The sequence below is a fragment of the Sphingomonas oligophenolica genome (assembly GCF_006438955.1).
GTDB lineage: Bacteria > Pseudomonadota > Alphaproteobacteria > Sphingomonadales > Sphingomonadaceae > Sphingomonas > Sphingomonas oligophenolica_A.
Map to the genome: position 1 here is coordinate 366,231 of NZ_RCZK01000001.1, position 20,141 is coordinate 386,371.

23 protein-coding genes and 1 tRNA gene are annotated in these 20,141 nt (G+C 68.1%); 15 read left to right on the top strand and 9 right to left on the bottom strand.

Annotated elements, in window-relative coordinates; all coding sequences use genetic code 11:
* Nucleotides 1-3 precede the first annotated feature (3 nt).
* On the bottom strand, nucleotides 4-1,089 hold the full coding sequence (locus EAH84_RS01890) for an alkene reductase (RefSeq protein ID WP_140866798.1): 1,086 nt from the start codon (nucleotides 1,087-1,089) through the stop codon (nucleotides 4-6).
* Between the two features lie 49 nt (nucleotides 1,090-1,138).
* Here EAH84_RS01890 and EAH84_RS01895 point away from each other — a divergent pair, with 49 nt between their 5' ends.
* The 7 genes from EAH84_RS01895 (at nucleotide 1,139) to EAH84_RS01925 (ending at nucleotide 7,745) form a co-directional block, all read left to right on the top strand.
* Complete coding sequence (locus tag EAH84_RS01895) at nucleotides 1,139-2,092, top strand: DMT family transporter (protein ID WP_140866799.1); 954 nt, start codon at nucleotides 1,139-1,141, stop codon at nucleotides 2,090-2,092.
* A gap of 3 nt (nucleotides 2,093-2,095) precedes the next feature.
* Complete coding sequence (locus EAH84_RS01900; protein ID WP_140866801.1) at nucleotides 2,096-2,743, top strand: COQ9 family protein; 648 nt, start codon at nucleotides 2,096-2,098, stop codon at nucleotides 2,741-2,743.
* Between the two features lie 72 nt (nucleotides 2,744-2,815).
* Entirely contained in the window at nucleotides 2,816-3,337 is a 522-nt protein-coding gene (locus EAH84_RS01905) for a hypothetical protein (RefSeq protein WP_140866803.1), read from the top strand.
* A 30-nt stretch (nucleotides 3,338-3,367) separates the two neighbouring features.
* Nucleotides 3,368-3,646 carry a FeoA family protein gene (locus EAH84_RS01910; protein ID WP_140866805.1) on the top strand — a complete coding sequence of 93 codons (279 nt, stop codon included), beginning with the start codon at nucleotides 3,368-3,370 and terminating at the stop codon, nucleotides 3,644-3,646.
* Nucleotides 3,647-5,509 carry a ferrous iron transport protein B gene (feoB, locus tag EAH84_RS01915; RefSeq protein WP_170209830.1) on the top strand — a complete coding sequence of 621 codons (1,863 nt, stop codon included), beginning with the start codon at nucleotides 3,647-3,649 and terminating at the stop codon, nucleotides 5,507-5,509.
* A gap of 122 nt (nucleotides 5,510-5,631) precedes the next feature.
* Nucleotides 5,632-6,195 carry a single-stranded DNA-binding protein gene (gene ssb / locus EAH84_RS01920; RefSeq protein ID WP_140866808.1) on the top strand — a complete coding sequence of 188 codons (564 nt, stop codon included), beginning with the start codon at nucleotides 5,632-5,634 and terminating at the stop codon, nucleotides 6,193-6,195.
* Nucleotides 6,196-6,230: 35 nt separating this feature from the next.
* On the top strand, nucleotides 6,231-7,745 hold the full coding sequence (locus EAH84_RS01925; protein WP_194150342.1) for a sensor histidine kinase: 1,515 nt from the start codon (nucleotides 6,231-6,233) through the stop codon (nucleotides 7,743-7,745).
* Between the two features lie 38 nt (nucleotides 7,746-7,783).
* Here the strand turns inward: EAH84_RS01925 and EAH84_RS01930 are convergent, their stop codons facing one another.
* The 3 genes from EAH84_RS01930 to metX are packed head-to-tail and all read right to left on the bottom strand — an operon-like array spanning nucleotide 7,784 to nucleotide 9,942.
* Nucleotides 7,784-8,182 carry a response regulator gene (locus EAH84_RS01930; protein WP_140866811.1) on the bottom strand — a complete coding sequence of 133 codons (399 nt, stop codon included), beginning with the start codon at nucleotides 8,180-8,182 and terminating at the stop codon, nucleotides 7,784-7,786.
* A gap of 60 nt (nucleotides 8,183-8,242) precedes the next feature.
* Entirely contained in the window at nucleotides 8,243-8,830 is a 588-nt protein-coding gene (metW, locus tag EAH84_RS01935; RefSeq protein ID WP_140866814.1) for a methionine biosynthesis protein MetW, read from the bottom strand.
* A complete protein-coding gene (metX, locus tag EAH84_RS01940) occupies nucleotides 8,827-9,942 on the bottom strand; it encodes a homoserine O-acetyltransferase MetX (RefSeq protein ID WP_140866817.1) in 1,116 nt (371 codons plus the stop codon). The genes metW and metX overlap by 4 nt, the downstream gene beginning before the upstream one ends.
* A 60-nt stretch (nucleotides 9,943-10,002) precedes the next feature.
* Between metX and hisC the strand changes: the two genes are divergently transcribed.
* Both hisC and EAH84_RS01950 read left to right on the top strand, forming a co-directional pair.
* A complete protein-coding gene (gene hisC, locus EAH84_RS01945; RefSeq protein ID WP_140866820.1) occupies nucleotides 10,003-11,103 on the top strand; it encodes a histidinol-phosphate transaminase in 1,101 nt (366 codons plus the stop codon).
* 120 nt (nucleotides 11,104-11,223) lie between these two features.
* Entirely contained in the window at nucleotides 11,224-12,132 is a 909-nt protein-coding gene (locus EAH84_RS01950; protein WP_140866823.1) for a prephenate/arogenate dehydrogenase family protein, read from the top strand.
* Between the two features lie 33 nt (nucleotides 12,133-12,165).
* Here the strand turns inward: EAH84_RS01950 and EAH84_RS01955 are convergent, their stop codons facing one another.
* Genes EAH84_RS01955 through ftsE form a run of 4 tightly spaced genes read right to left on the bottom strand, consistent with a single transcriptional unit; the run spans nucleotide 12,166 to nucleotide 14,985 of the window.
* On the bottom strand, nucleotides 12,166-12,852 hold the full coding sequence (locus EAH84_RS01955) for a lysophospholipid acyltransferase family protein (RefSeq protein WP_194150343.1): 687 nt from the start codon (nucleotides 12,850-12,852) through the stop codon (nucleotides 12,166-12,168).
* Nucleotides 12,849-13,391, bottom strand: coding sequence for a YdcF family protein (locus tag EAH84_RS01960; protein ID WP_140866826.1), 543 nt, complete (start codon nucleotides 13,389-13,391; stop codon nucleotides 12,849-12,851). The genes EAH84_RS01955 and EAH84_RS01960 overlap by 4 nt, the downstream gene beginning before the upstream one ends.
* Nucleotides 13,391-14,281, bottom strand: a complete 891-nt coding sequence (locus EAH84_RS01965; RefSeq protein WP_140866828.1) for a cell division protein FtsX — start codon at nucleotides 14,279-14,281, stop codon at nucleotides 13,391-13,393. The genes EAH84_RS01960 and EAH84_RS01965 overlap by 1 nt, the downstream gene beginning before the upstream one ends.
* On the bottom strand, nucleotides 14,281-14,985 hold the full coding sequence (ftsE, locus tag EAH84_RS01970; RefSeq protein ID WP_140866831.1) for a cell division ATP-binding protein FtsE: 705 nt from the start codon (nucleotides 14,983-14,985) through the stop codon (nucleotides 14,281-14,283). Before ftsE ends, EAH84_RS01965 begins: the two co-directional genes overlap by 1 nt.
* Nucleotides 14,986-15,140: 155 nt before the next feature.
* Here ftsE and EAH84_RS01975 point away from each other — a divergent pair, with 155 nt between their 5' ends.
* Together EAH84_RS01975 and EAH84_RS01980 are read left to right on the top strand one after the other, a co-directional pair.
* The gene (locus tag EAH84_RS01975) at nucleotides 15,141-15,893 is read left to right on the top strand and encodes an MJ0042-type zinc finger domain-containing protein (RefSeq protein WP_140866834.1); all 753 of its coding nucleotides are present in this window, start codon (nucleotides 15,141-15,143) and stop codon (nucleotides 15,891-15,893) included.
* A gap of 102 nt (nucleotides 15,894-15,995) precedes the next feature.
* A tRNA-Leu gene (locus EAH84_RS01980) sits at nucleotides 15,996-16,082 on the top strand.
* Between the two features lie 70 nt (nucleotides 16,083-16,152).
* Here the strand turns inward: EAH84_RS01980 and EAH84_RS01985 are convergent.
* Nucleotides 16,153-16,599 (bottom strand): hypothetical protein, encoded by a 447-nt coding sequence (locus tag EAH84_RS01985; protein ID WP_140866837.1) that lies wholly within the window; start codon nucleotides 16,597-16,599, stop codon nucleotides 16,153-16,155.
* Between the two features lie 234 nt (nucleotides 16,600-16,833).
* Here EAH84_RS01985 and EAH84_RS01990 point away from each other — a divergent pair, with 234 nt between their 5' ends.
* The 4 genes from EAH84_RS01990 to msrB are packed head-to-tail and all read left to right on the top strand — an operon-like array spanning nucleotide 16,834 to nucleotide 20,079.
* Complete coding sequence (locus EAH84_RS01990; protein WP_140866839.1) at nucleotides 16,834-17,892, top strand: type III polyketide synthase; 1,059 nt, start codon at nucleotides 16,834-16,836, stop codon at nucleotides 17,890-17,892.
* Nucleotides 17,889-18,578: a methyltransferase domain-containing protein gene (locus EAH84_RS01995; RefSeq protein WP_140866842.1), complete on the top strand. Its 690-nt coding sequence runs from the start codon at nucleotides 17,889-17,891 to the stop codon at nucleotides 18,576-18,578. The genes EAH84_RS01990 and EAH84_RS01995 overlap by 4 nt, the downstream gene beginning before the upstream one ends.
* Entirely contained in the window at nucleotides 18,557-19,645 is a 1,089-nt protein-coding gene (locus tag EAH84_RS02000) for an NAD(P)/FAD-dependent oxidoreductase (protein ID WP_140866845.1), read from the top strand. Before EAH84_RS01995 ends, EAH84_RS02000 begins: the two co-directional genes overlap by 22 nt.
* A gap of 32 nt (nucleotides 19,646-19,677) precedes the next feature.
* A complete protein-coding gene (gene msrB / locus EAH84_RS02005) occupies nucleotides 19,678-20,079 on the top strand; it encodes a peptide-methionine (R)-S-oxide reductase MsrB (RefSeq protein WP_140866848.1) in 402 nt (133 codons plus the stop codon).
* Nucleotides 20,080-20,141: the final 62 nt, after the last annotated feature.

Sequence of the window (20,141 nt, forward strand, 5' to 3'; positions counted from 1 at the left end):
GGGTTACGCGTCCACCAGTTCGAGCGCGGGATAGTCGATGTAACCCTCGGGGCCCTGGCTGTACCAGGTCTTGGCATCGTCCGCGTTGAGCGGCACGTCCTGGCGGAAGCGTTCGGGGAGGTCGGGGTTCGCGAGGAAGGTCCGGCCATAGGCGATCGCGTCGGCGATCCCTGAATCGATCACGGTTTGCGCGTCGTCCTTGAGGTAATCGGAGTTAAGCACCAGCGGGCCGTCGAACACCTCGCGAATCGCGGGTGACAGGCGGGGGACGGCGGTCTTGCCGAAGGTGCCGCCGGGGCCGGGTTCGCGCAGTTCGAGGAAGGCGATGCCGATGTCCGACAGCGCCTTGGCGGCGGGGACGAACACCTTCAGGGGCGTGCTGTCGTCGACGCCCTGCGATTCGCCGTTGGGCGACAGGCGGACCGCGGTGCGATCCGCGCCGATCACCGAGGCGACGCGCTCGGTGACTTCGCGGAGCAGGCGGATGCGGTTTTCGGGGCTGCCGCCATATTGGTCGTCGCGGTGGTTGGCACCGTCACGCAGGAACTGGTCGATCAGATAGCCGTTCGCGGCGTGGATCTGGACGCCGTCGAACCCGGCGGCCTTCGCGTTCAGCGTCGCGCGCTCGTAATCGTCGAGCAGGCGCGGCATTTCCTCGAGGCTGAGCGGGCGCGCGGTTTCGAAATCCTGCTTGCCTTCGAACGTATGCGCCTGGCCGTTGGTCCGGGTCGCCGACGAGGACACCGGCTGGCCACCGATCACCGAGGAATGGACCTGGCGGCCCATGTGCCAGAGCTGCGCGACGATGTGGCCGCCCGCGGCGTGGACCGAATCGGTGATGGGTTTCCACGCGGCGGTCTGTTCGTCCGTCCACAGTCCCGGCGCATAGGGCCAGCCGAGCCCTTCGCGGCTCATGCCGGTCGCTTCGGAGATGATCAGCCCCGCGCTGGCGCGCTGGGTGTAATATTCGACCATGATATCGGTCGGCACCGCGTCCCTGGTCGCGCGACCGCGGGTGAGCGGGGCCATCAGGATACGGTTGGACGCGCGGATCGCGCCGAGATCGATCGGATCGAACAGGCTGGGCAAGGGACACTCCTTTGGTGGTTTCCCCACAGGTAGGGCGTTAGGGGGCGACATGCATCCGCCCACCGCCCCTAGAAAAGCTATCGCGGCGCCAAGCGCCCCAGCATCCGTAGCAACGGCGCCGCCGCGATTTGCGTTCGTCGCGGTGGTGCTGGCCAATGTCGCGTTGGCGTTCGGGCCGTGGTTCGTGCGGATGGCGGATACCGGGCCGGTCGCGGCGGGATTCTGGCGGATCACGCTCGCGATTCCGTTCCTGATCGGGTTGAGTTTCGCGAGCGGGGCGCGCCCGGTACGGTTGGAACGCGGGGTAGGGCTGTTGCTCGTCGCGGGGGGAATCGCGTTCGCCGCGGATCTGGGCAGCTGGCATCTCGGGATCCTGAGGACCACGCTCGCCAACGCCACGCTGTTCGGCAATTCGGCGACGCTAATCTTTCCGATCTATGGCTTCCTGATCGCGAGGGCGTGGCCGACGCGGGTCCAGGCGCTCGCCCTGTTCCTCGCCTTTTGCGGTGCGGCGCTGTTGATGGGGCGGTCGTACGAACTCGACCCGCGGCATCTGGCGGGCGACCTGCTCTGCATCCTCGCGGGGATTCTCTATACGGTGTATTTCATCGCGATGGCGCGCGCGCGCGCGACGATGGCGCCGCTGCCCGCGCTGACGCTGTCGACGATCGCGAGCGCGTTGCCGCTGCTCGGGTTCGCGCTGCTGCTCGGCGAACGGGTGATGCCGACGCACTGGGGGGCGCTGATCGGGCTGGCGCTGGCGAGCCAGGTGTTCGGGCAAGGGCTGATGATCTACGCGCTCGGCAAATTGTCGCCGCTGGTGGTCGGAATCGCGCTGCTGATGCAGCCGATCGTCGCGGGGACGGTGGGGTGGATCGTCTATGACGAGCGGCTGGGACTGCCCGATGTGGTCGGCGTCGTGCTCGTCGGAATCGCGCTGGTCCTCGTCCGCCGCGGCGAGCGACCGGTTGCGCCCGCGCCGATCGAAGCGCAGAACGGATAGGCTATGGAAGACCTGACCCTCGACGAAATCCGCATTCGCCTGGCGGGCGACATCGCCGCCAACGCCGCGTTCGACGGCTGGACCGCGGCGGCGCGCGAGATGGCGGCCGACGCGAACAACATCGATTCCGACGTCGCCGCGCTGGCGCTGCCCGATGCGATGACGATGATCGATGCGTGGTTTGCGCGGATCGACGCCGCGATGGAGGAAGCGCTGTCGGTCGAGACGCTCGCCGCGCTGAAGATCCGATCGCGAATCCAGCGATCGATCGAGGCGCGGCTCGACGCGATGGCGCCCGACCGCGAGGCATTGCGCCGCGCGCTCGCGATCCTGGCGATGCCGCAGCATGTCGTCGCCGCGGCGAAGCTCGGCTGGCGGACGGTCGACCTGATCTGGCACCGCGCAGGCGACACCGCGACCGATTACAATCATTATACCAAGCGCGGCATCCTGTTCGGGGTCTATGCCGCGACCGTCACGGTGTTCCTCGACGACGAGAGCGAGGGGTTCACCGAGACTCGCGCGTTCCTGGCGCGGCGGATCGAGGGGATCATGCGGTTCGAAAAGGCCAAGGCGGGGTTCCTGAAGCGGACCGAGCATCTGCCGAGCCTGTCGCGCTTCGTCGGGCGGTTGCGCTACCCGGTGGCGTAACGCCGGTGATCTGACGGGCGCGATCGTCGATCGGCGCCGCAACCATTGGCCGCGGACGCCCGTTGAGAGGATATGCTGCCAAAGTCGTTCGTGCTGATCGTCGTTGCCGCCGTATCGCTCGCCGGATGCGGGCCGCGCGCCGCGCCCGACCCCGCGCCGACGGCGGTGGCATCACCCCTGCCGACACCCCCTCCGCCGACCGCGGCTGCCCCCGATCCGGCCGCCGGAGCGAGCGAGCGCCCCGCATCGGAAAGTAAGATTCCGGTGGCGATCCGGGGGACGTGGGCCAAGAGCGAGCGCGACGCCGCGCCCACCGCCGCGGATTGTGCGGACAATTATACCAATGCGGGGCGCGTGGTGCGGATCGAGGTCGACCGAATCGGCTATTTCGAAACCAGCGCGTTGCTCGAATCGATCGACCAGATTTCGGCGGACTATCTGCGCGCGACCTTTACCGAACGAGTCGGCGATTCGGTGTCGCACTCGACCCTGACGCTCGCCGTCGAGGATGACGGGACGCGGCTGACGATCCGCGGCCCTGATTCGCCCGGCGCCCGGTCCGTCACGCGCTATCGACGGTGCCCGACCGCGTAACAGTAATTGATAATCAATCGCATCAGGTTTATGTCAGTGTCAGTGACGCGCGATATCAGCCTCGAATCTCTGCCCCGGCGGCAGCCCGCGACCGTCGCGACGATCGACTGGGCGCGGCTGGCGGTGCCCGAGGCGCGGCGGCTGCGCGAGCTCGGTTTCGATGAGGGCGTGTCGGTCGAAGTGTTGCATCGCGCGCGGCTGGGCCAGGGGCCAATCGCGTGCCGGATCGGGCGGATGACCGTTGCGCTGCGCCGCGCGGTGGCTGGCGCGATCCACGTTTTGCCCGTGTCCGGCGCCGCTGCGAGCTAGATGACCGCAACCCCGCTGGTGGCGCTGGTCGGCAACCCCAATGCCGGCAAAAGCGCGTTGTTCAACGCGTTGACCGGCGCGCGGCAAAAGGTCGGCAATTATCCTGGCGTCACCGTCGAACGCCATTCGGGGCGGATCTCGCTCGACGACGGGCGCCCGATCGAGCTGATCGACCTGCCTGGCGCGTACAGCCTGGAGCCGTCGAGCCCCGACGAGCGCGTCACCCGCGACGTCGTCACCGGGCATGGCGGGCTGGAGCGGCTGCCCGATGCGCTGCTCGTCGTGGTCGATGCCGCGAATCTCGACAACCACCTGCGCTTTACGCTCCAGCTCATTGCGCTGGGGCTGCCGGTCGTCGTCGCGCTCAACATGATCGACCTCGCGACGCGCGACGGGCTGACGCTCGATCCCGCGATTCTCGAGCGCGAACTGGGGGTGCCGGTCATCCCCACCGTCGCAGTCAGGAAGCGCGGGCTCGATGCGTTGCGCCACGCGCTGACCGCGAAAATCGAGGACGGCGCGACCCGGCTGCGCGCGTCGGATGGCAGCATCGCCGAGGATATCGTCACGCTCCAGCGGCGGGCGCGGAAGATCGCGACCGCGGCGACGGTGGAGGAGACCGCAGTCCGGCGGTGGACGCATGCGTTCGACGCGGTCGCGCTTCACCCGGTCGCGGGGCCGCTGCTGCTGCTCGCGATCCTGTTCCTGATGTTCCAGGCAGTATTCACCTGGGCGACCGCGCCGATGGACCTGATCGACACGGGGTTCACCGCGCTTCAGGCGGGGATCAAGGACGCGTTGCCGCCGTCGATCCTACGCAGCCTGATCGCCGACGGGGTGATCGCGGGGGTCGGCGCGGTGGTGGTGTTTCTGCCGCAGATCCTGATCCTGTTCCTGTTCATCCTGGTGCTCGAAGCGTCGGGCTACATGGTCCGCGCGGCGTTCCTGATGGACCGGCTGATGGCGCGCGCGGGGCTGTCGGGACGGGCGTTCATCCCATTGCTGTCGAGCTTCGCGTGCGCGATCCCCGGGATCATGGCGACGCGGACGATCGATGATGAGAAGGACCGGCTGACGACGATCCTGATCGCGCCGCTGATGACGTGTTCGGCGCGGCTGCCGGTGTATACGCTGATCATCGGGGCATTCATTCCCAACACCCGCGTGCTGCCGTTCGTCGGATTGCAGGGGCTGGTGATGCTGGCGCTCTACGCGATGGGGATCGTCGGCGCGTTCGTCGCGGCGCTGGCATTGCGGCACACCGTCACCAAGGGTGCGTCGTCGGGGTTCATGATGGAGATGCCCAAATACCAGATGCCGCAGGTGCGCGACGTCGCGCTGGGGCTGTGGAGCCGCGCGCTCATTTTCCTGAAGCGCGCGGGCACGATCATCCTGTTTTCGACCGTCGCGCTGTGGGCGCTGCTGAGTTTCCCCACGCCCCCCGCCGGCAGCGCGGTATCGCCGGTCGATTATTCGGTCGCGGGTCGGATCGCGAACGGGATCGCCCCCGTGTTTGCGCCGATCGGGTTCAACCGCGACATCACGCTGGCGCTGATCCCCGCGATGGCGGCGCGCGAGGTCGCGGTGGCGGCGATTGGGACGGTCTATGCGATCGACGACCCCGAAAGCGCGACCGGCAGCCGCGCGATGGTCGACAATCTCAAAGGTCGCTGGTCGCTGCCGACCGCGCTGGCGTTCCTGATGTGGTTCGTGTTCGCGCCGCAATGCATCTCGACGATCGCGGTGACGCGGCGCGAGACCAATGGATGGAAATGGCCCGCGTTCATGGTTGGCTATTTGTTCGCCGCCGCGTACATCATGGCCGGAATCACATACTGGCTGGCGGTCGCCGCCGGGCTTTAGTTTGTAGGCGGTGCCAGCCCGCTCCCCCGCCCGGCCTCCCATCGAGGATACCGTGTGGGAGGCCGGGCGGGGGAGCGGGCTGGCACCGAAACCGGCGTGAGCCGGACATATAGAGGGACATCATGGCAGGCAGCGTCAACAAGGTCATTCTGGTCGGTAATCTGGGCGCCGATCCGCAGTCCAAGGCGTTCCAGAACGGCGGCAAGGTCGTCAACCTGCGGATCGCGACGAGCGAATCGTGGAAGGACAAGAATTCGGGCGAGCGCAAGGAAAAGACCGAATGGCATTCGGTCGCGATCTTCAACGAAGGCCTTGCCAACGTTGCCGAACGCTATCTGCGCAAGGGTAGCAAGGTGTATATCGAGGGCGCGCTGCAAACCCGCAAATGGCAGGATCAGTCGGGTGCCGACCGTTATTCGACCGAGATCGTGCTGCAGGGATTCAACAGTGTGCTGACGATGCTCGACGGCGCGCCCGGTAGCGGTGGCGGCGCGGGCGGCGGAAGCCGTGGCGGTGGCGGCGGCGATTGGGCCGGCGGCGGCGACGATTTCGGTGGCGGATCGGGCGGCGGCAGCCGTGGCGGGTCGTCGGGCGGCGGGTCTGGCGGCGGCGGGTCATCTGGCGGCGGCGGCTTCGGGCAGGGCGGCGGGTTTGCCGACGACCTCGACGACGACGTGCCGTTCTGAGCGCAGATGTCGCCGCCGCCCCGGGCGTACCGACGGTGAGCCATCGCGCGCGCCAGGTCGCCGCCTATGACATCGCCACGGTCCGCGACCGCGGCGAGCTGGACGATCTCGCCACCTTCGCAGCCGAGCTGTGCGAGGCGCCGATCTCGCTGATCTCGCTGATCGACGACGTCGACCAGCGCTTCGTCGCGCGGGTCGGCGCGGAGATCGACGTGGCACCCGCGGACATCTCGTTCTGCGGGCAGGCGATCCTCGGCGACACGGTGATGATCGTGCCCGATGCGAGCCTCGATTCGCGGTTCGCGGATCACCCGATGGTGAAGGGCGAACCGTATCTGCGCTTTTATGCGGGCGCGCCGCTGGTGGCGACCGACGGAACCGCATTGGGCGCGATCTGCGTGTTCGACGTAACGACCCGCGCCGACCTGACGCCGTTGCAGAAGCGCGGGCTGTCGGTGCTCGCGCGCGCGGCGATGGCGCGGCTCGACGACCGGCGGCAGGCGCGCGAGCAGCGTCAGTTGGAGGAGCAGCGCAGCCAGGAGCTGGCGGCGAGCCAGATTCGATTTCACACGCTGGCCGACACGATGCCACAGATGGTGTGGTCGACGCTGCCCGACGGCCATCACGATTATTACAACGCGCGCTGGTACGAATTCACCGGTATCCCCGAGGGATCGACCGACGGCGACGGGTGGAACGACGTGTTCCATCCCGACGACCAAGCCCGCGCCTGGGCGGCGTGGCGCCATTCGCTCGACACCGGCAAGCCGTATCAGATCGAATATCGGCTACGCCATGTCGACGGCACCTATCGCTGGGTGTTGGGGCGCGCGCTGCCGATCCGCGATCATGGCACCGATGGCTCCGATGGCACTGGCGCGATCACGCGCTGGTTCGGGACGTGCACCGATATCCACGAACAGAAGCTCGCGATCGAGGAACGCGAGATCATCAGCCAAGAGCTGTCGCACCGGATCAAGAACATCTTCGCGGTGATCGCGGGACTGGTGTCGTTCGCGGCGCGCGCCAAGCCCGAGATCGCGGAGGTCGCCGCCGACCTGCGCCAGCGGATCACCGCACTGGGCCGCGCGCATGATTTCGTCCGCCCGCACAGCGCCGAATCGCGCCCGGCGGGGCAACAGGACACGCTGGCCGGGCTGTTGGCGGAATTGTTCGAACCCTATCAGCAAGCCGACGGTCAGCGCATCGTCGTGAGCGGGGATACGATCGCGATCGACGACCGATCGGCGACCCCGCTCGCGCTCCTCTTCCACGAACTCGCGACCAACGCGACCAAATATGGCGCGCTGTCGCACCATGACGGGCGGATCGACGTCACGGTGACCGCAGACCGGGACGCAGCGACGATCCGATGGATCGAATCGGGTGGCCCGCCCGTGATCGCGCCAACGGCGGCGAGCGGGTTCGGGACGAAGCTGATCGAGCTGAGTGCGGTGCGTCAACTCGGCGGGACGATCGAACGCGAATGGCGCGCCGATGGCCTGGCCATGACCGCGCACATTCCGCTGGCGGCGCTCAGCCGGGGTTAGGCTCAGCCGCGGTTAAACGGCGCGGTTAAACGGCGCGGTTAAACGGCGCGGTTCGCCAGCCGGATCAGTTGCGGGTGATGCGCGGTGATGTCCCCCTCGCCGGCCAGCGCCGCCGCCGCGCGGACCGACGAATCGGTGAACGGCTTGCGGATATAGCCCAGGCTGCCGTCGCCATCGCCGATCTGCGCGGGGTTGGCGGTGACGAACACGACCTTCATGCCGAATTCGTGGACCATCCGTTCGGCAATCGCGGGGCCGGTCGAGCCATCGCGCAGGTTGACGTCAACGAACGCGAATTCGCAGCCGGGCGCAGCCGAGAGCGCGCTCTCGGTGTCGGCGGCGATCGCGGCGACGTGATAGCCCGCATCGATCAGGATGCGCTCGAGGTCGAGTGCAACGAAAATCTCATCCTCGACGATCAACGCGGTTTTGGTCATCGGGAGAAAGCCTTGGGGTTTGAGGGGGAGAGCCTTAACCTGAATAAAGCGGTAAGGTTCCTATCTCCTCAACAGAAACACCGCGTGTTCGGCAAGCAGGTTGGCCGCCGCCGAGGTCGTGCGCTTGCCGCCGGACAGGAACCATGCGCCCTCGACGACCACCGATCGGCTGCGCAAATGCTCGCGGAAATCGTCGATCGTGACATGGTGGATGTTGGGGGTATCGTACCAGCGTTCGGGGAGCAGCGGGGTGACCGGCATCCGCCCGCCCCACAGCAGCGACCCGCGCACCCGCCAATGCGCGAAATTGGGAAAGCTGACGAACGCCTGCGCGCCGATCCGGAGCAGGTGATCGAGCACCCCATCGGGCGCGCGCGCGGTCTGTAGCGTCTGGCTGAGGATCGCGTAATCGAAGCTGGCGTCGGGATAGGCGGCGAGATCGACATCGGCGTCGCCCTGAATCACCGACAGCCCGCGCGCCATCGCCGCCGCGACGTTGCCCGCATCGATCTCCAGCCCGCGCGCATCGACCCCGCTGCGATCACGCAACGCCGCCATCAACGCGCCGTCGCCGCAGCCGATGTCGAGCACGCGGCTGCCCGGCGCGACGTGATCGGCGATGATCGCGAGATCGGCGCGGAGCGTCATGCGGGGTTACCCAGGAAGCCCGCTACGATCCGGTTCATATCCGGCGCGTCGATCAGGAAGGCGTCGTGGCCATAGGGGCTCGACAGTTCGACGAAGCTCGCGGCCGCGCCCGCGGCGTTGAGCGCGTGGACGATGGTGCGCGATTCGGCGGTCGGGTAGAGCCAGTCGGTGTCGAAGCTGACAAGGCAGAAGCGCGCGAGCGTGCCGCGGAAGGCATTGGCGAGCATCCCGCCATGTTCCTCGGCCAGATCGAAATAATCCATCGCGCGCGTGATGTAGAGGTAACTGTTGGCGTCGAACCGGTCGACGAAGCTCAAGCCCTGGTGGCGGAGGTAGCTTTCGACCTGGAAATCGGCGTCGAACCCGAAACTCTTGGCATCCCTCGCCTGCAACCGTCGCCCGAATTTCTCGGTCAGCCCGGCTTCGGAGAGGTAGGTGATGTGCGCCGCCATCCGCGCCACCGCGAGCCCCGCCGCGGGTGCCTCGCCGCTGTAATAATCGCCCGCGTTCCAGCGCGGATCGGCCATCACCGCCTGGCGCCCGACCTCGTGGAACGCGATGTTCTGCGCGGTGTGGCGCGCGGTCGAGGCGATGACGATCGCCGCCTCGACGCGGGACGGAAAGGTCGCGGGCCAAGACAGCGCCTGCATCCCCCCCATCGACCCGCCGATCACCGCCTTCAGTCGCGCGATACCGAGATGATCGAGCAGCAACGCCTGCGCACGAACCATGTCGCGGATGGTGATGACGGGGAAGGCCATCGCATAGGGATGCGCGGTCGACGGATCGATGCTGGCGGGGCCCGAGGATCCCATGCAACTGCCGAGCACGTTGGCGCAGATCACGAAATCGCGGGTCGTGTCGATCGGGCAGCCGGGGCCGACCATCGCCCGCCACCAGCCGGGCTTGCCGGTGCGCGGATGCGGGCTCGCGACATATTGGTCCATCGTCAGCGCGTGACAGACGAGCACCGCATTGCCGCGATCGGGCGCGAGCGTTCCGTAGGTTTCGTACGCGATCTCGACCGGCGACAGACTGCCGCCGCCGTCGAGCGGCAGCGGTCCGGGGAGCGTAACCTGGCGGGCAAGCCCGAAGCGCTGGTCGTCCGACATGCCGTTCGCGCTACGGTCCCGCCCTTTGCAAGGCAAGTGCCGCCCGCTAAGCCCCGCGGCATGACCTCACCCCAGCCCAAATCCTATGTGATGGCGATCGCGCCCTATGTGCCCGGGCGCTCGACGACCGACGATGGGCGCACCGTCGCCAAATTGTCGTCGAACGAGAACCCGCTCGGCACGTCGCCCGCGGCGCGCGCCGCGTTTGCGGCGGCCGCGGGCAGCCTCGAACGCTATCCCGACGCGGGGGCGACGGTCGTCCGCGAGGGAATCGCGGCGGCCTATGACCTCGATCCGGCGCGGATCATCTATGGCAACGGCTCCGACGAGGTGCTCCACCTCGCCGCGGGGGCGTTCGCGGGGGCGGGGGACGAGGTGATCTTCGTCCATTACGGCTTCGCAGTGTATGAGATCGCGACGCGGCGGGTCGGCGCGACCCCGGTGGTGGCCCCCGACAAGGATTATGCGACCGACGTCGATGCGGTGCTCGCCTGCGTCACCGACAAGACCCGGATCGTCTATATCGCCAACCCCAACAACCCGACGGGGACGTTCGTCCCCCGCGCGGAAATCGCGCGGCTCCATGCGGGGTTGCGCGACGACATCCTGCTCGTGCTCGATCAGGCCTATGCCGAATATCTCGGGACCGATCAGGACGATGGCGGGATGGATCTCGCCAAGACCGCGAGCAACGTGCTGGTGACGCGGACCTTTTCGAAGATCCACGGGCTGGCCGCCGAGCGGATCGGCTGGGGCTATGCGGCGGCGCCGATCATCGAGGCGATGCACCGCATCCGGCTGCCGTTCAGCATCACGATCGCAGGGCAACATGCCGCGGTTGCCGCGCTGGGCGATACCGCGTTCGTCGATCACATCCGCGCGCACAATGCGACATGGCGCGCGTGGTTTTCGGACGAGATCGCCAAGCTGGGCAATGCGGGCTTGCGCGCGATTCCGAGCGAGGCGAATTTCGTGCTCGTCGTGTTCGAGGGGAAGCTGACCGCCGAGACCGCGTACAAGGGGCTGATGGACGCGGGCTATATCGTCCGCTGGCTGCCCAACCAGGGGCTGGCGCAAGGTCTGCGGATCACGATCGGTACCGAGGCGGAGACGCGCGGCGTCGCCGCGGCGCTGCGCGGGTTGGTGGAACGCCTGGACTAGCTAATCCCGTTCGTGCTGAGCCTGTTGAAGCACGTCCCAAACGAAACGCCCTTCGAAGGGGCCCATCAACGTAGTAGTTTGATGGGGTCCCGACAGGCTCAGGGCGAACGGAAGTAAATCATGCTGCCCTTTGCGCGCGTCACCGTTATCGGACTGGGACTGATCGGCTCGTCGATCCTGCGCGCGACGCGAAGCGCGATGCCAACGGTGCGGCTCACCGGATACGACGTCGACCCCGAGGTGCGCGGCATCGCCGATCGGATCGGGCTCGCCGACGATATCGCCGACAGCGCGGGCGCGGCGGTGATCGATGCCGATCTGGTCATCCTGTGCGTGCCGGTCGGCGCGATGGGCGCGGTGGCGGCGGCGTTGGCGGACGATCTGCCCGCCGACGCGATCGTCAGCGACGTCGGCGGATCGAAGGAGAGCGTGATCGCGGCGCTGCGGAGCGCGCTGCCCGAGGCGACGATCGTGCCGGGCCATCCGGTCGCAGGCACTGAGTTTAGCGGGCCCGAGGCGGGGTTCGCGACGCTGTTCCGCGGGCGCTGGTGCATCCTGACCCCCGACGACGCGACGCCCGAAGCCGCCACGGTCCGCGTCCGCGATTTCTGGGAAAAGCTGGGGGCGAATGTCGAGACCATGACCGCGCGCCACCATGATCTGGTGCTCGCGGTGACGAGCCATGTCCCGCATCTGATCGCCTATTCGATCGTCGGTACTGCGTCCGACCTGGAAGACGTGACCCAGAGCGAGGTCATCAAATATTCCGCAGGCGGTTTCCGCGATTTCACGCGGATCGCAGCGTCGGATCCGACGATGTGGCGCGACGTGTTCCTCAACAACCGCGAGGCGGTGCTCGAAATCCTCCAGCGGCTGACCGAGGACGTGACGATGCTCCAGCGCGCGATCCGCTGGGGCGACGGCGATGCGCTGTTAGACCTGTTCACCCGCACCCGCGCGATCCGCCGATCGATCGTCGAACAGGGTCAGGACGATGCCGCCCCCGATTTCGGGCGCGCACACGAATAGGCGCCGGTTGATCCTCCCCCTGGCGGGGGAGGTCTAGCCTTCGAGTGCGTTGATCGCGGCGTGGACGCGGGCGTCGATTTCCTCGCGCGGCAGGCCGGGCGGGATCACCTCGCCGAAGCGGATCGTGATGACGCCGGGGTGCTTGGCGCCGGTCTTGGGCATGAGCACGCCGCTGTCGAGCGCGATCGGGACGGTGGGCATGCCGAGCGCGCGATAGAGCCCCGCAAACCCCGATTTGAGCGGGGGCGTCTCACCGGGCTTCACGCGGGTGCCTTCGGGGAAGATCAGCACCGATCGCCCCGCCGCCTTCGCCGCCTTGCCCTCGCGCATCATCTGGCGGAGCGCCTTGGCGGAGGCGGCGCGGTCGATCACCAGCGCGCCGTAGCGCCGCGCCGCCCAGCCCCACATCGGGAGGTCGGCGAGTTCTTCCTTGAGGACCATCGCAGGGCCGTCGAGCAGCGCCTGCAGTTCGAGCGTTTCGAACATCGCCTGATGCTTCGAGGCGTAGAGCGCGGGGCCGACGGGGCGGGTACCCTCGATCCGGACATGAACGCCCAGGATCACGCGCGCCGCCCAGCGGTGGAACCGCGTCCACACCGTCGCATGCGCAATCACGACATGCTGCCCGAACAGCGCCGAGATCGGCACGGTCGCGACGATCGGGAAGGAGACGCTGTAGAAGAATGCGCGGAACACGACCGTGCGCAGCCACGCGATCATCGATCGAGCCCCAGCCACAGCGCGACGCGGCGCAGCAGCAGCTTGTTATATTCGTTGACCAGCGTGCCAAGCCGCGGCGTGCCCGGGACGCCGTCGCCGAGGATCAACACCTTGTCGCCGAGCGCCGCGCCCAGCTCCATCCGCGCGCGCGGCACGTGCCAGTCGGACGAGACGAGGCGGATGGTGCGATAGGAGTGCGCCTTGACCCAGGTGGCAGTCTCGGCGGCGTTCGAGCGGGTGTCGACCGCGTCGGTGCCAAGATCGATGCAGCAGGCGAACCAGCGCGGCGCGGTATTGTATTCGCGCGCCAGATCGCGCGCGCTGACCCCCGGCGCGACGCCGGTGACGAGCATCCGGCGCGCCTGGTGTGCCTTGAGCAGCGCGATGCCGCGATCGATCCGCCCCGCCGCGCCGGTCGGCACGACGATCGCGTCGGTGGTGTTGCCCTCAAGCGGCTTGGGCAGCAGCAGCATGAACACCGCGAAGCCGAGGCACCACAGCATCGCCATCGTCCCGACCAGCGTCGCCAACCGCCGCATCAGAGCGCCCGCCGCAGCGCCGCCACGACCGTCACCCGCGCCGCCACCGTCGCCAGCAGGACGAAGAACAGCGGCAAGAACGCGATCGCGATCCAGCCGCCGGTATCGAGCGTCACCCCGCCGAGCAGTTCCGACCCCAGTCCCTGAAGCCGCAGCCCGATGAACAGCACGACCAGCACGCCGGCGATGGCCCCGATCGTTCCCCCGATCGCCGCGTCGATCGCGATCCGCCGCTGAAACAGCCGCGCGACCTGGATATCGGTGGAGCCGAGCATGTGCATCACCTCGATTGTCGCGCGATGGGTTTCAAGCCCCGCGCGCGCCGCGAGCACCACGACCGCCGAGGTCGCGGCGACCATCAGCGCGACCAGCGCGACCGCGAGCCACGTCATCGTCGCCATGAAGCCGGTGACCGGCGACATCCAGCCCTGGTGCCGATCGACCCGTGCGCTGGGGCTGATCCGGCGCGCCTCTGCCGCGACGCGATCGGCGCTGCCGGTATCGGCAAGATCGACATCGATCATCGCGGGGATCGGCAATTCGGGATCGGCGCCCTGCTCCCCCAGCCACGGGCGGAGCAGCGTTTCGAGCTCGGTGCGATCGACCGCAGTGGCGCTGCGCACCCCCGGCAGCGCGCGCACCAGCGCGAGCACGCGCGCCGCGGCGGCATCGCGTGCGACCGGATCGCCCTCGACGATCTGGACCGTCAACCGCCCGCTGAGCTGGCGTTCGAGCGAGCGCGCCGAGGTGCGCGTCCCGATCCCGAGCGCGGCGGCGAGCACGGTCAAGAACAGCATGATCGCCATGACCCACGTCATCGCGCGCACGCCGCCGGCTTCGTCGAGCACCCGGCGTTCCGATGACGATCTGGTCGACGACGATCTGGCCATCAGCCGGGCCGTACCGGAGGATAGCGCAGCGCGCCGGTGGGATCGAGCAGCCGCCCCTTGTCGAGCCGCATCATCTGCGCGCCGGGCAGGCGGCTCAACAGGTTGAAATCATGCGTGGCGACGACAACGGTGGTGCCGAGCTTGTTCATCGAATCGAACAGCATCAGCAACCGATCAGCCATTTCGGGATCGACGTTGCCGGTCGGTTCGTCGGCGACAAGGATTTCGGGCCGCCCGATCACCGCGCGCGCGATCGCGACGCGCTGTTGCTCGCCGCCCGACAGCGTCGCGGGACGCGCCTGGGCGCGGTCGCCGAGCCCGACCCAGGCGAGCATTTCGCGCACCGGCTGATCGATCTCGTCCTCGACGATCCCCGCGACACGCAGCGGCAGCGCGATATTGTCCGCCGCGGACAGATGCGGGACGAGCCGGAAATCCTGAAACACCACCCCGATCCGCCGCCGGAAACCGGGCAACCGATCGCGCGGCATCGTCACCGCGTCCTCGCCAAACAAGCGGATGATCCCGCGGCTGGGGCGTTGCGCGAGATAGAGCAGCTTGAGCAGCGAGGTCTTGCCCGCGCCGCTCGCCCCGGTAAGGAAATAGAAGGTGCCGCTGGCCAGCGTGAAGCTGATGTCGGACAGCGTCTCCGCCCCGGTGCCATAGCGCAATCCCACATTTTCGAACTGCACGATGTTCGCCATGCGTGGCTGTCGTACCGCCTTGTCGCTGCCTGTCCCTAAGACCCGCTGTCGCATGCACGCGCCGTGGCTTCAAGCTTGCCACCACCCAAGCCCGCGTGCTTAGATTCGCATAACCGACGCACCGCGTTCCGCCGGTGCCGCAGTGAAGCGTCCGCATGATCCTCGAATGCCCCGAATGCCGTACCCGCTATCTGGTAGCCGACCGCGCGATCGGCGCCGAGGGCCGCACCGTGCGCTGCGCCAGCTGTCGCCACAGCTGGTACCAGGAACCCGCCGCGCCCGCACCGCTGCCCCCGCTGGCCCCTGCGCCGATCGCCCCGGGACCGACGATCGCGCCACCGCCCGCCGATGCATTCGCCGATACGGCGCCGGTTGCCGATTCGGTTCCCCCGCCGCCGCCGGTCTATGCGGACCCGATCGTCGAGGAACCGGCTGGCGATTACGACGCGTTCGCGAATCGGCCGCCGTTCCGCGCGCGGCGCAACCCGGCGCGGCGCTGGACGCTGATCGCGATCCTGGCGGGACTGATGATGCTCGCGGTCACCGGCGCGATCCTGTGGCTGGGCACGCCGGGGCTGTTCGCGCGCGTCGGCATCCCGATCGGCGCGGCCGAATCGCCGCTGCGGTTGAAGGACAAGCCGATCGAGCGGCGCGAGCTCGAAAACGGATCCGAGCTGTTCGCGGTCAGCGGGCAGGTCGTCAATCCGTCGGCGGATCGCCAGCGCGTGCCCGACATCCTGGCCGAATTGCGCGATGCGCAGGGGCGGCTGGTGTTCAGCTGGACGATCACCCCGCCGCAGCGCACGCTGGCACCGGGCGGGTCGATCGACTTCAATTCGGCCAAGCTCGACGTGCCCGCGAACTCGAAGCGACTCGAACTAAGCTTCGCGGGCGACAGTGCGCGCTGAGCCTGGGTAAGAAATGACGTTGCGGTCCCGATAGCGCTTTGCTAGGGGCCTCCCCTGCCAGCTGCCGGTCGCTCTACGAAGCGGGCCGGCGCTCTATCACGTGCGGCCGTGGCGGAACTGGTAGACGCGCAACGTTGAGGTCGTTGTGGGCGAAAGCCCGTGGAAGTTCGAGTCTTCTCGGCCGCACCATTTTTTTCAGATAAAACGCGAACGGCGCCGGGGATGACCCCCGACGCCGCCGGTTGTTCAGGCTGTCGGCTTAATTGCAGACACGGACGACGACGGTCCGCCGCGAATAGCGATCGTAGCGATTTTCGACGCGGCACCGATCATACGCGTTCTGGTCGTAATAGCCGCCGCCATAGGCGTTTTGGTCGTAGGCTCCGCCATAACCCTGGCCGCGATTGTCATAGCTGCGGCGGTAGTCGTTATAGCGGCCATCATTGTAGCCGTAGCCGTCACCGTAGGTGCCGCCCTGGATATAGCCGCGCTGCGAATAGCCGCGCCGGCGATACTGGTCGTTGTTGTTGGAACTGGCGATCACCGCCCCGATCGCCAATCCGGCGATCCCCGCGATGATCGCGGTGCCGGTGTTGTCGTGGTGGCGCTGGCGACCGTAATATTGTGCCTCGGCGGGGGCGGCGACGGTCAGCGCGGTGGCACTCATCGCGAGCGCGAGACCGGCCTTCTTGAGCAAATGGGTCATGGTGTCACTCCTCGAGGCCGGGCGACGATGTCCGAGGGGACATGCTCTCGTTCCAGCTTGCCTACCGTTATAGGGGTCTGCCATTGAACGGACCCGGAACGGACCTTGCAGCCGCGGTTCATCGCCGCGACGTTAACCGATTGGCGAAGCGACGGGCGCGTGCGACGAAACAGATCGTGGCGCGTTGATGATCTCACGCCAGGATTTTCGCCCGCGTGCGTCGAAAGGACGAGGTTGCCCGCATATTTGAACGCCATCGGTACCGCTGTCCCCGACCATGATATCCACGATGCCTTCGTCGGCTGGGCAGACGCGCGGGTCGACGCGCCATCGCGGAAACTGTTCGCGCGGATGGCGGCGCGATCGGGGATCGAGCATCGCTGGTCGGTCCTGCCACGCGGCCACAACGGCGGGTCGCCGGTCGGCGCCGGAGGGTTCTATGCCGACGGCATGCCCGGCACCGCGGCGCGGATGCAGATCTATGCCAAGGCCGCGCCCGACCTCGGCATCGCCGCGATCGAAGCGCTCGCCGCCAAGATGCCGCTCGGCGACATCACCCATATCGTCGTCGCGAGCTGCACCGGCTTCGTCGCGCCTGGGATCGATCAGATCATCGCGGGGAAGATCGGGCTCGCGCCCTCGGTCGAGCGGTTGCTGGTCGGATTCATGGGCTGTTACGCCGCGGTCGCGGCGCTGCGCAGTGCACGACATATCGTCCGGTCCGAGCCCGATGCGCGCGTCCTGGTGCTCGCGGTCGAGCTGTCGACGCTGCATCTCCAGGATACCGCCGAGATCGAGCCGCTGCTCGCGATGCTCCAGTTCGCCGATGGCGCGGCGGCGGCGCTGGTGACCGCCGATCCGACCGGGTTCGAGCTCGACCGCGGGTTCGCCGCCGCGCTGCCCGATAGTGCCGAGCTGATCCGCTGGGACATTACCGACCAAGGGTTCGCGATGCACCTGGGGGGAGCGGTCCCGAACCGGATCGCGGCGGCGCTGGCCGACGAGGCGTTCGTCGAGGTCGCGACCGGGGGCACCGCACCCGCCGATCTCGTCTGGGCGGTTCATGCGGGCGGGCGGTCGATCCTAGATGCAGTGCAAAAGGCGTTGCATCTTCCCGCCGACGCGCTCGACGCGTCGCGCGTGGTGTTGCGCGACAACGGCAACATGTCGTCGGCGACGCTGATGTTCGTGCTCGAAAAACTGCTTGCGGGGCCGTCGGTCGACAATGGCGTCGCGCTCGCGTTCGGGCCGGGGCTGGCGGCGGAGGGCGTCACCTTCCGCTCCGCCGCATGACGCTCGCGATCCGAGCCCAGGCCGATGAGTTGATGGACGCGGACGATCTGCCGGTAGAAACCTATACCAATGTCGTCGCCGACCTCGCGCAGGTGAATGCGGTGACGATGGCGGCGCGGCCGACGCTGGCGTTTCTCGACCGGATCGCCGTGAGCGACGCGCCGCTGCGAATCCTCGATGTCGGGTTCGGCGATGGCGACATGCTCCGCCGGATCGCGCGCTGGGCCGCCAAGCACGGGCGCGCGGTCGAGCTGGTCGGGGTCGACCTCAACCCGCGCAGCGAGGTCGCGGCGACGCGGCATACGCCCGCGGCGCTCGGCATCCGCTATGTCACCGGGGATTATGCCGACCTGGCGGGCGAGCGATGGGACGCGATCATCAGCAGCCTGGTCGCGCATCACATGACGCACGACCAGCTGGTCGACTTCCTCCGCTTCATGGAGTCGCACGCGCGGCGGGGCTGGTTCGTCAACGACCTCCACCGCCATGGCTTTGCGCATCGCGGCTTCGCGCTGCTGGCGACGATCGCGCGGTGGCACCCGATCGTCCGCCATGACGGCACGCTGTCGATCGCGCGCTCGTATCGGCCCGACGAATGGCCGCCGTTGCTGGCAGAGGCGGGTATCACCGAGGCCCGCGTGTTCCGCGCGTTTCCGTTCCGACTATGCGTCGAACGTCGGCGCTGATCGTCGGCGGCGGGCCGGCGGGGGCCGCGACCGCGATCGAGCTGGCACGCGCGCGCCTGCCGCACCTGTTGCTCGAGCGCGAACGCGGCGGCGATGCGTTGTGTGGCGGCTTCATCAGCTGGCGAACGATCCAGTCGCTCGAATCGCTCGGGGTCGATCCCGATACGCTTAATCCCGCACGGCTGACGCACGTACGGCTGTTCGCGAAGGATCGGCGGCGCGACGCGGCGCTGCCACACCCCGCGCTCGCGGTGTCGCGGCGGCGGCTCGATACGGTGATGCTCGATACCGCGATCCGGATGGGCGCGGCGGTCGAGGACGGGGTGACGATCCGCGAGATCGAGGGGCTCGTCGCGCGCGCCGCCGATGGCGCGACGATCGAGACCGAGGCGCTGTTCCTGGCGAGCGGCAAGCACGATATCCGCGGGCTCGCGCGCCCTGCGGACGCGCGCGGCGAGGATCCGACCTTGGGGCTGCGCGTCCGCCTGCCGCCGTCGCGGCGCGTCGCAGCGGTGGCCGATTCGATCGAGCTGCACCTGTTCGACCGCGGCTATGCGGGGCTGGCGTTGCAGGAGGATGGCAGCGCGAACCTGTGCCTGGCAGTTCACCGGTCGCGGTTGCAGGAGGCGGGGACACCACGCGCGCTGATCGACGCGATCGCGCACGACGCGCCAGTGCTGGCCGAACGGCTGGCCGATTTCGACGCCGGGCTGCCGATCGATGCGATCGCCAACGTGCCCTATGGCTGGCGCGCGCGGACCGGCGTCCCGGGGCTGTTCCGGCTCGGCGACCAGGCAGGGGTCATCCCCTCGTTGGCGGGCGAAGGCATGGGGATCGCGATTGCCAGCGGCATTTCCGCCGCGCGCGCCTATCGCGACCACGGCGCGGCGGGAGCGGCCGCCTGGCAGCTACGGTTCGCGCGGCAACTGGCGCGACCGATCACGGTCGCGGGGATCGTCCGCCGCGTCGTCGAACACCCCCGCGCCGCGCTGCTGATGCCGCTGCTGCGGCCGACGATGATCACGCTCGTCGCGAATGCGACCCGGGTCGGATATAATCGCTCTTGATTCCGCGCGTCGCAGCCACGAAATTCGAGGGCATGGACACGATCACCCACTCCGAAGCCGAATGGCGCCAGAAGCTAACGCCCGAGCAATATCACGTGCTGCGCGAAGCCGGGACCGAACGCGCGTTCGCGGGCGCGCTCAACGACAACAAGGCCGATGGTCTGTATCGGTGCGCGGCGTGCGGCAACGAATTGTTCGACAGCGCCGACAAGTTCGAATCGGGATCGGGCTGGCCGAGTTTCACCCAGCCGATCCGGCCTGAGGCGGTGGTCGACCATAGCGACACCAGCCACGGGATGGTGCGGACCGAAACGCGGTGCGCGCGGTGCGACAGCCATCTGGGGCATGTCTTTCCCGATGGCCCGCCGCCAACTGGCCTGCGCTATTGCATGAATTCGGTGGCACTCGATTTTCGCGCGCGAAAACCGATGTGATCAAAGCCGGGGTAACCCGGCGCGTGCGCTTGTAGCGGCGCGCGATAGCGGGTAATCGCCAG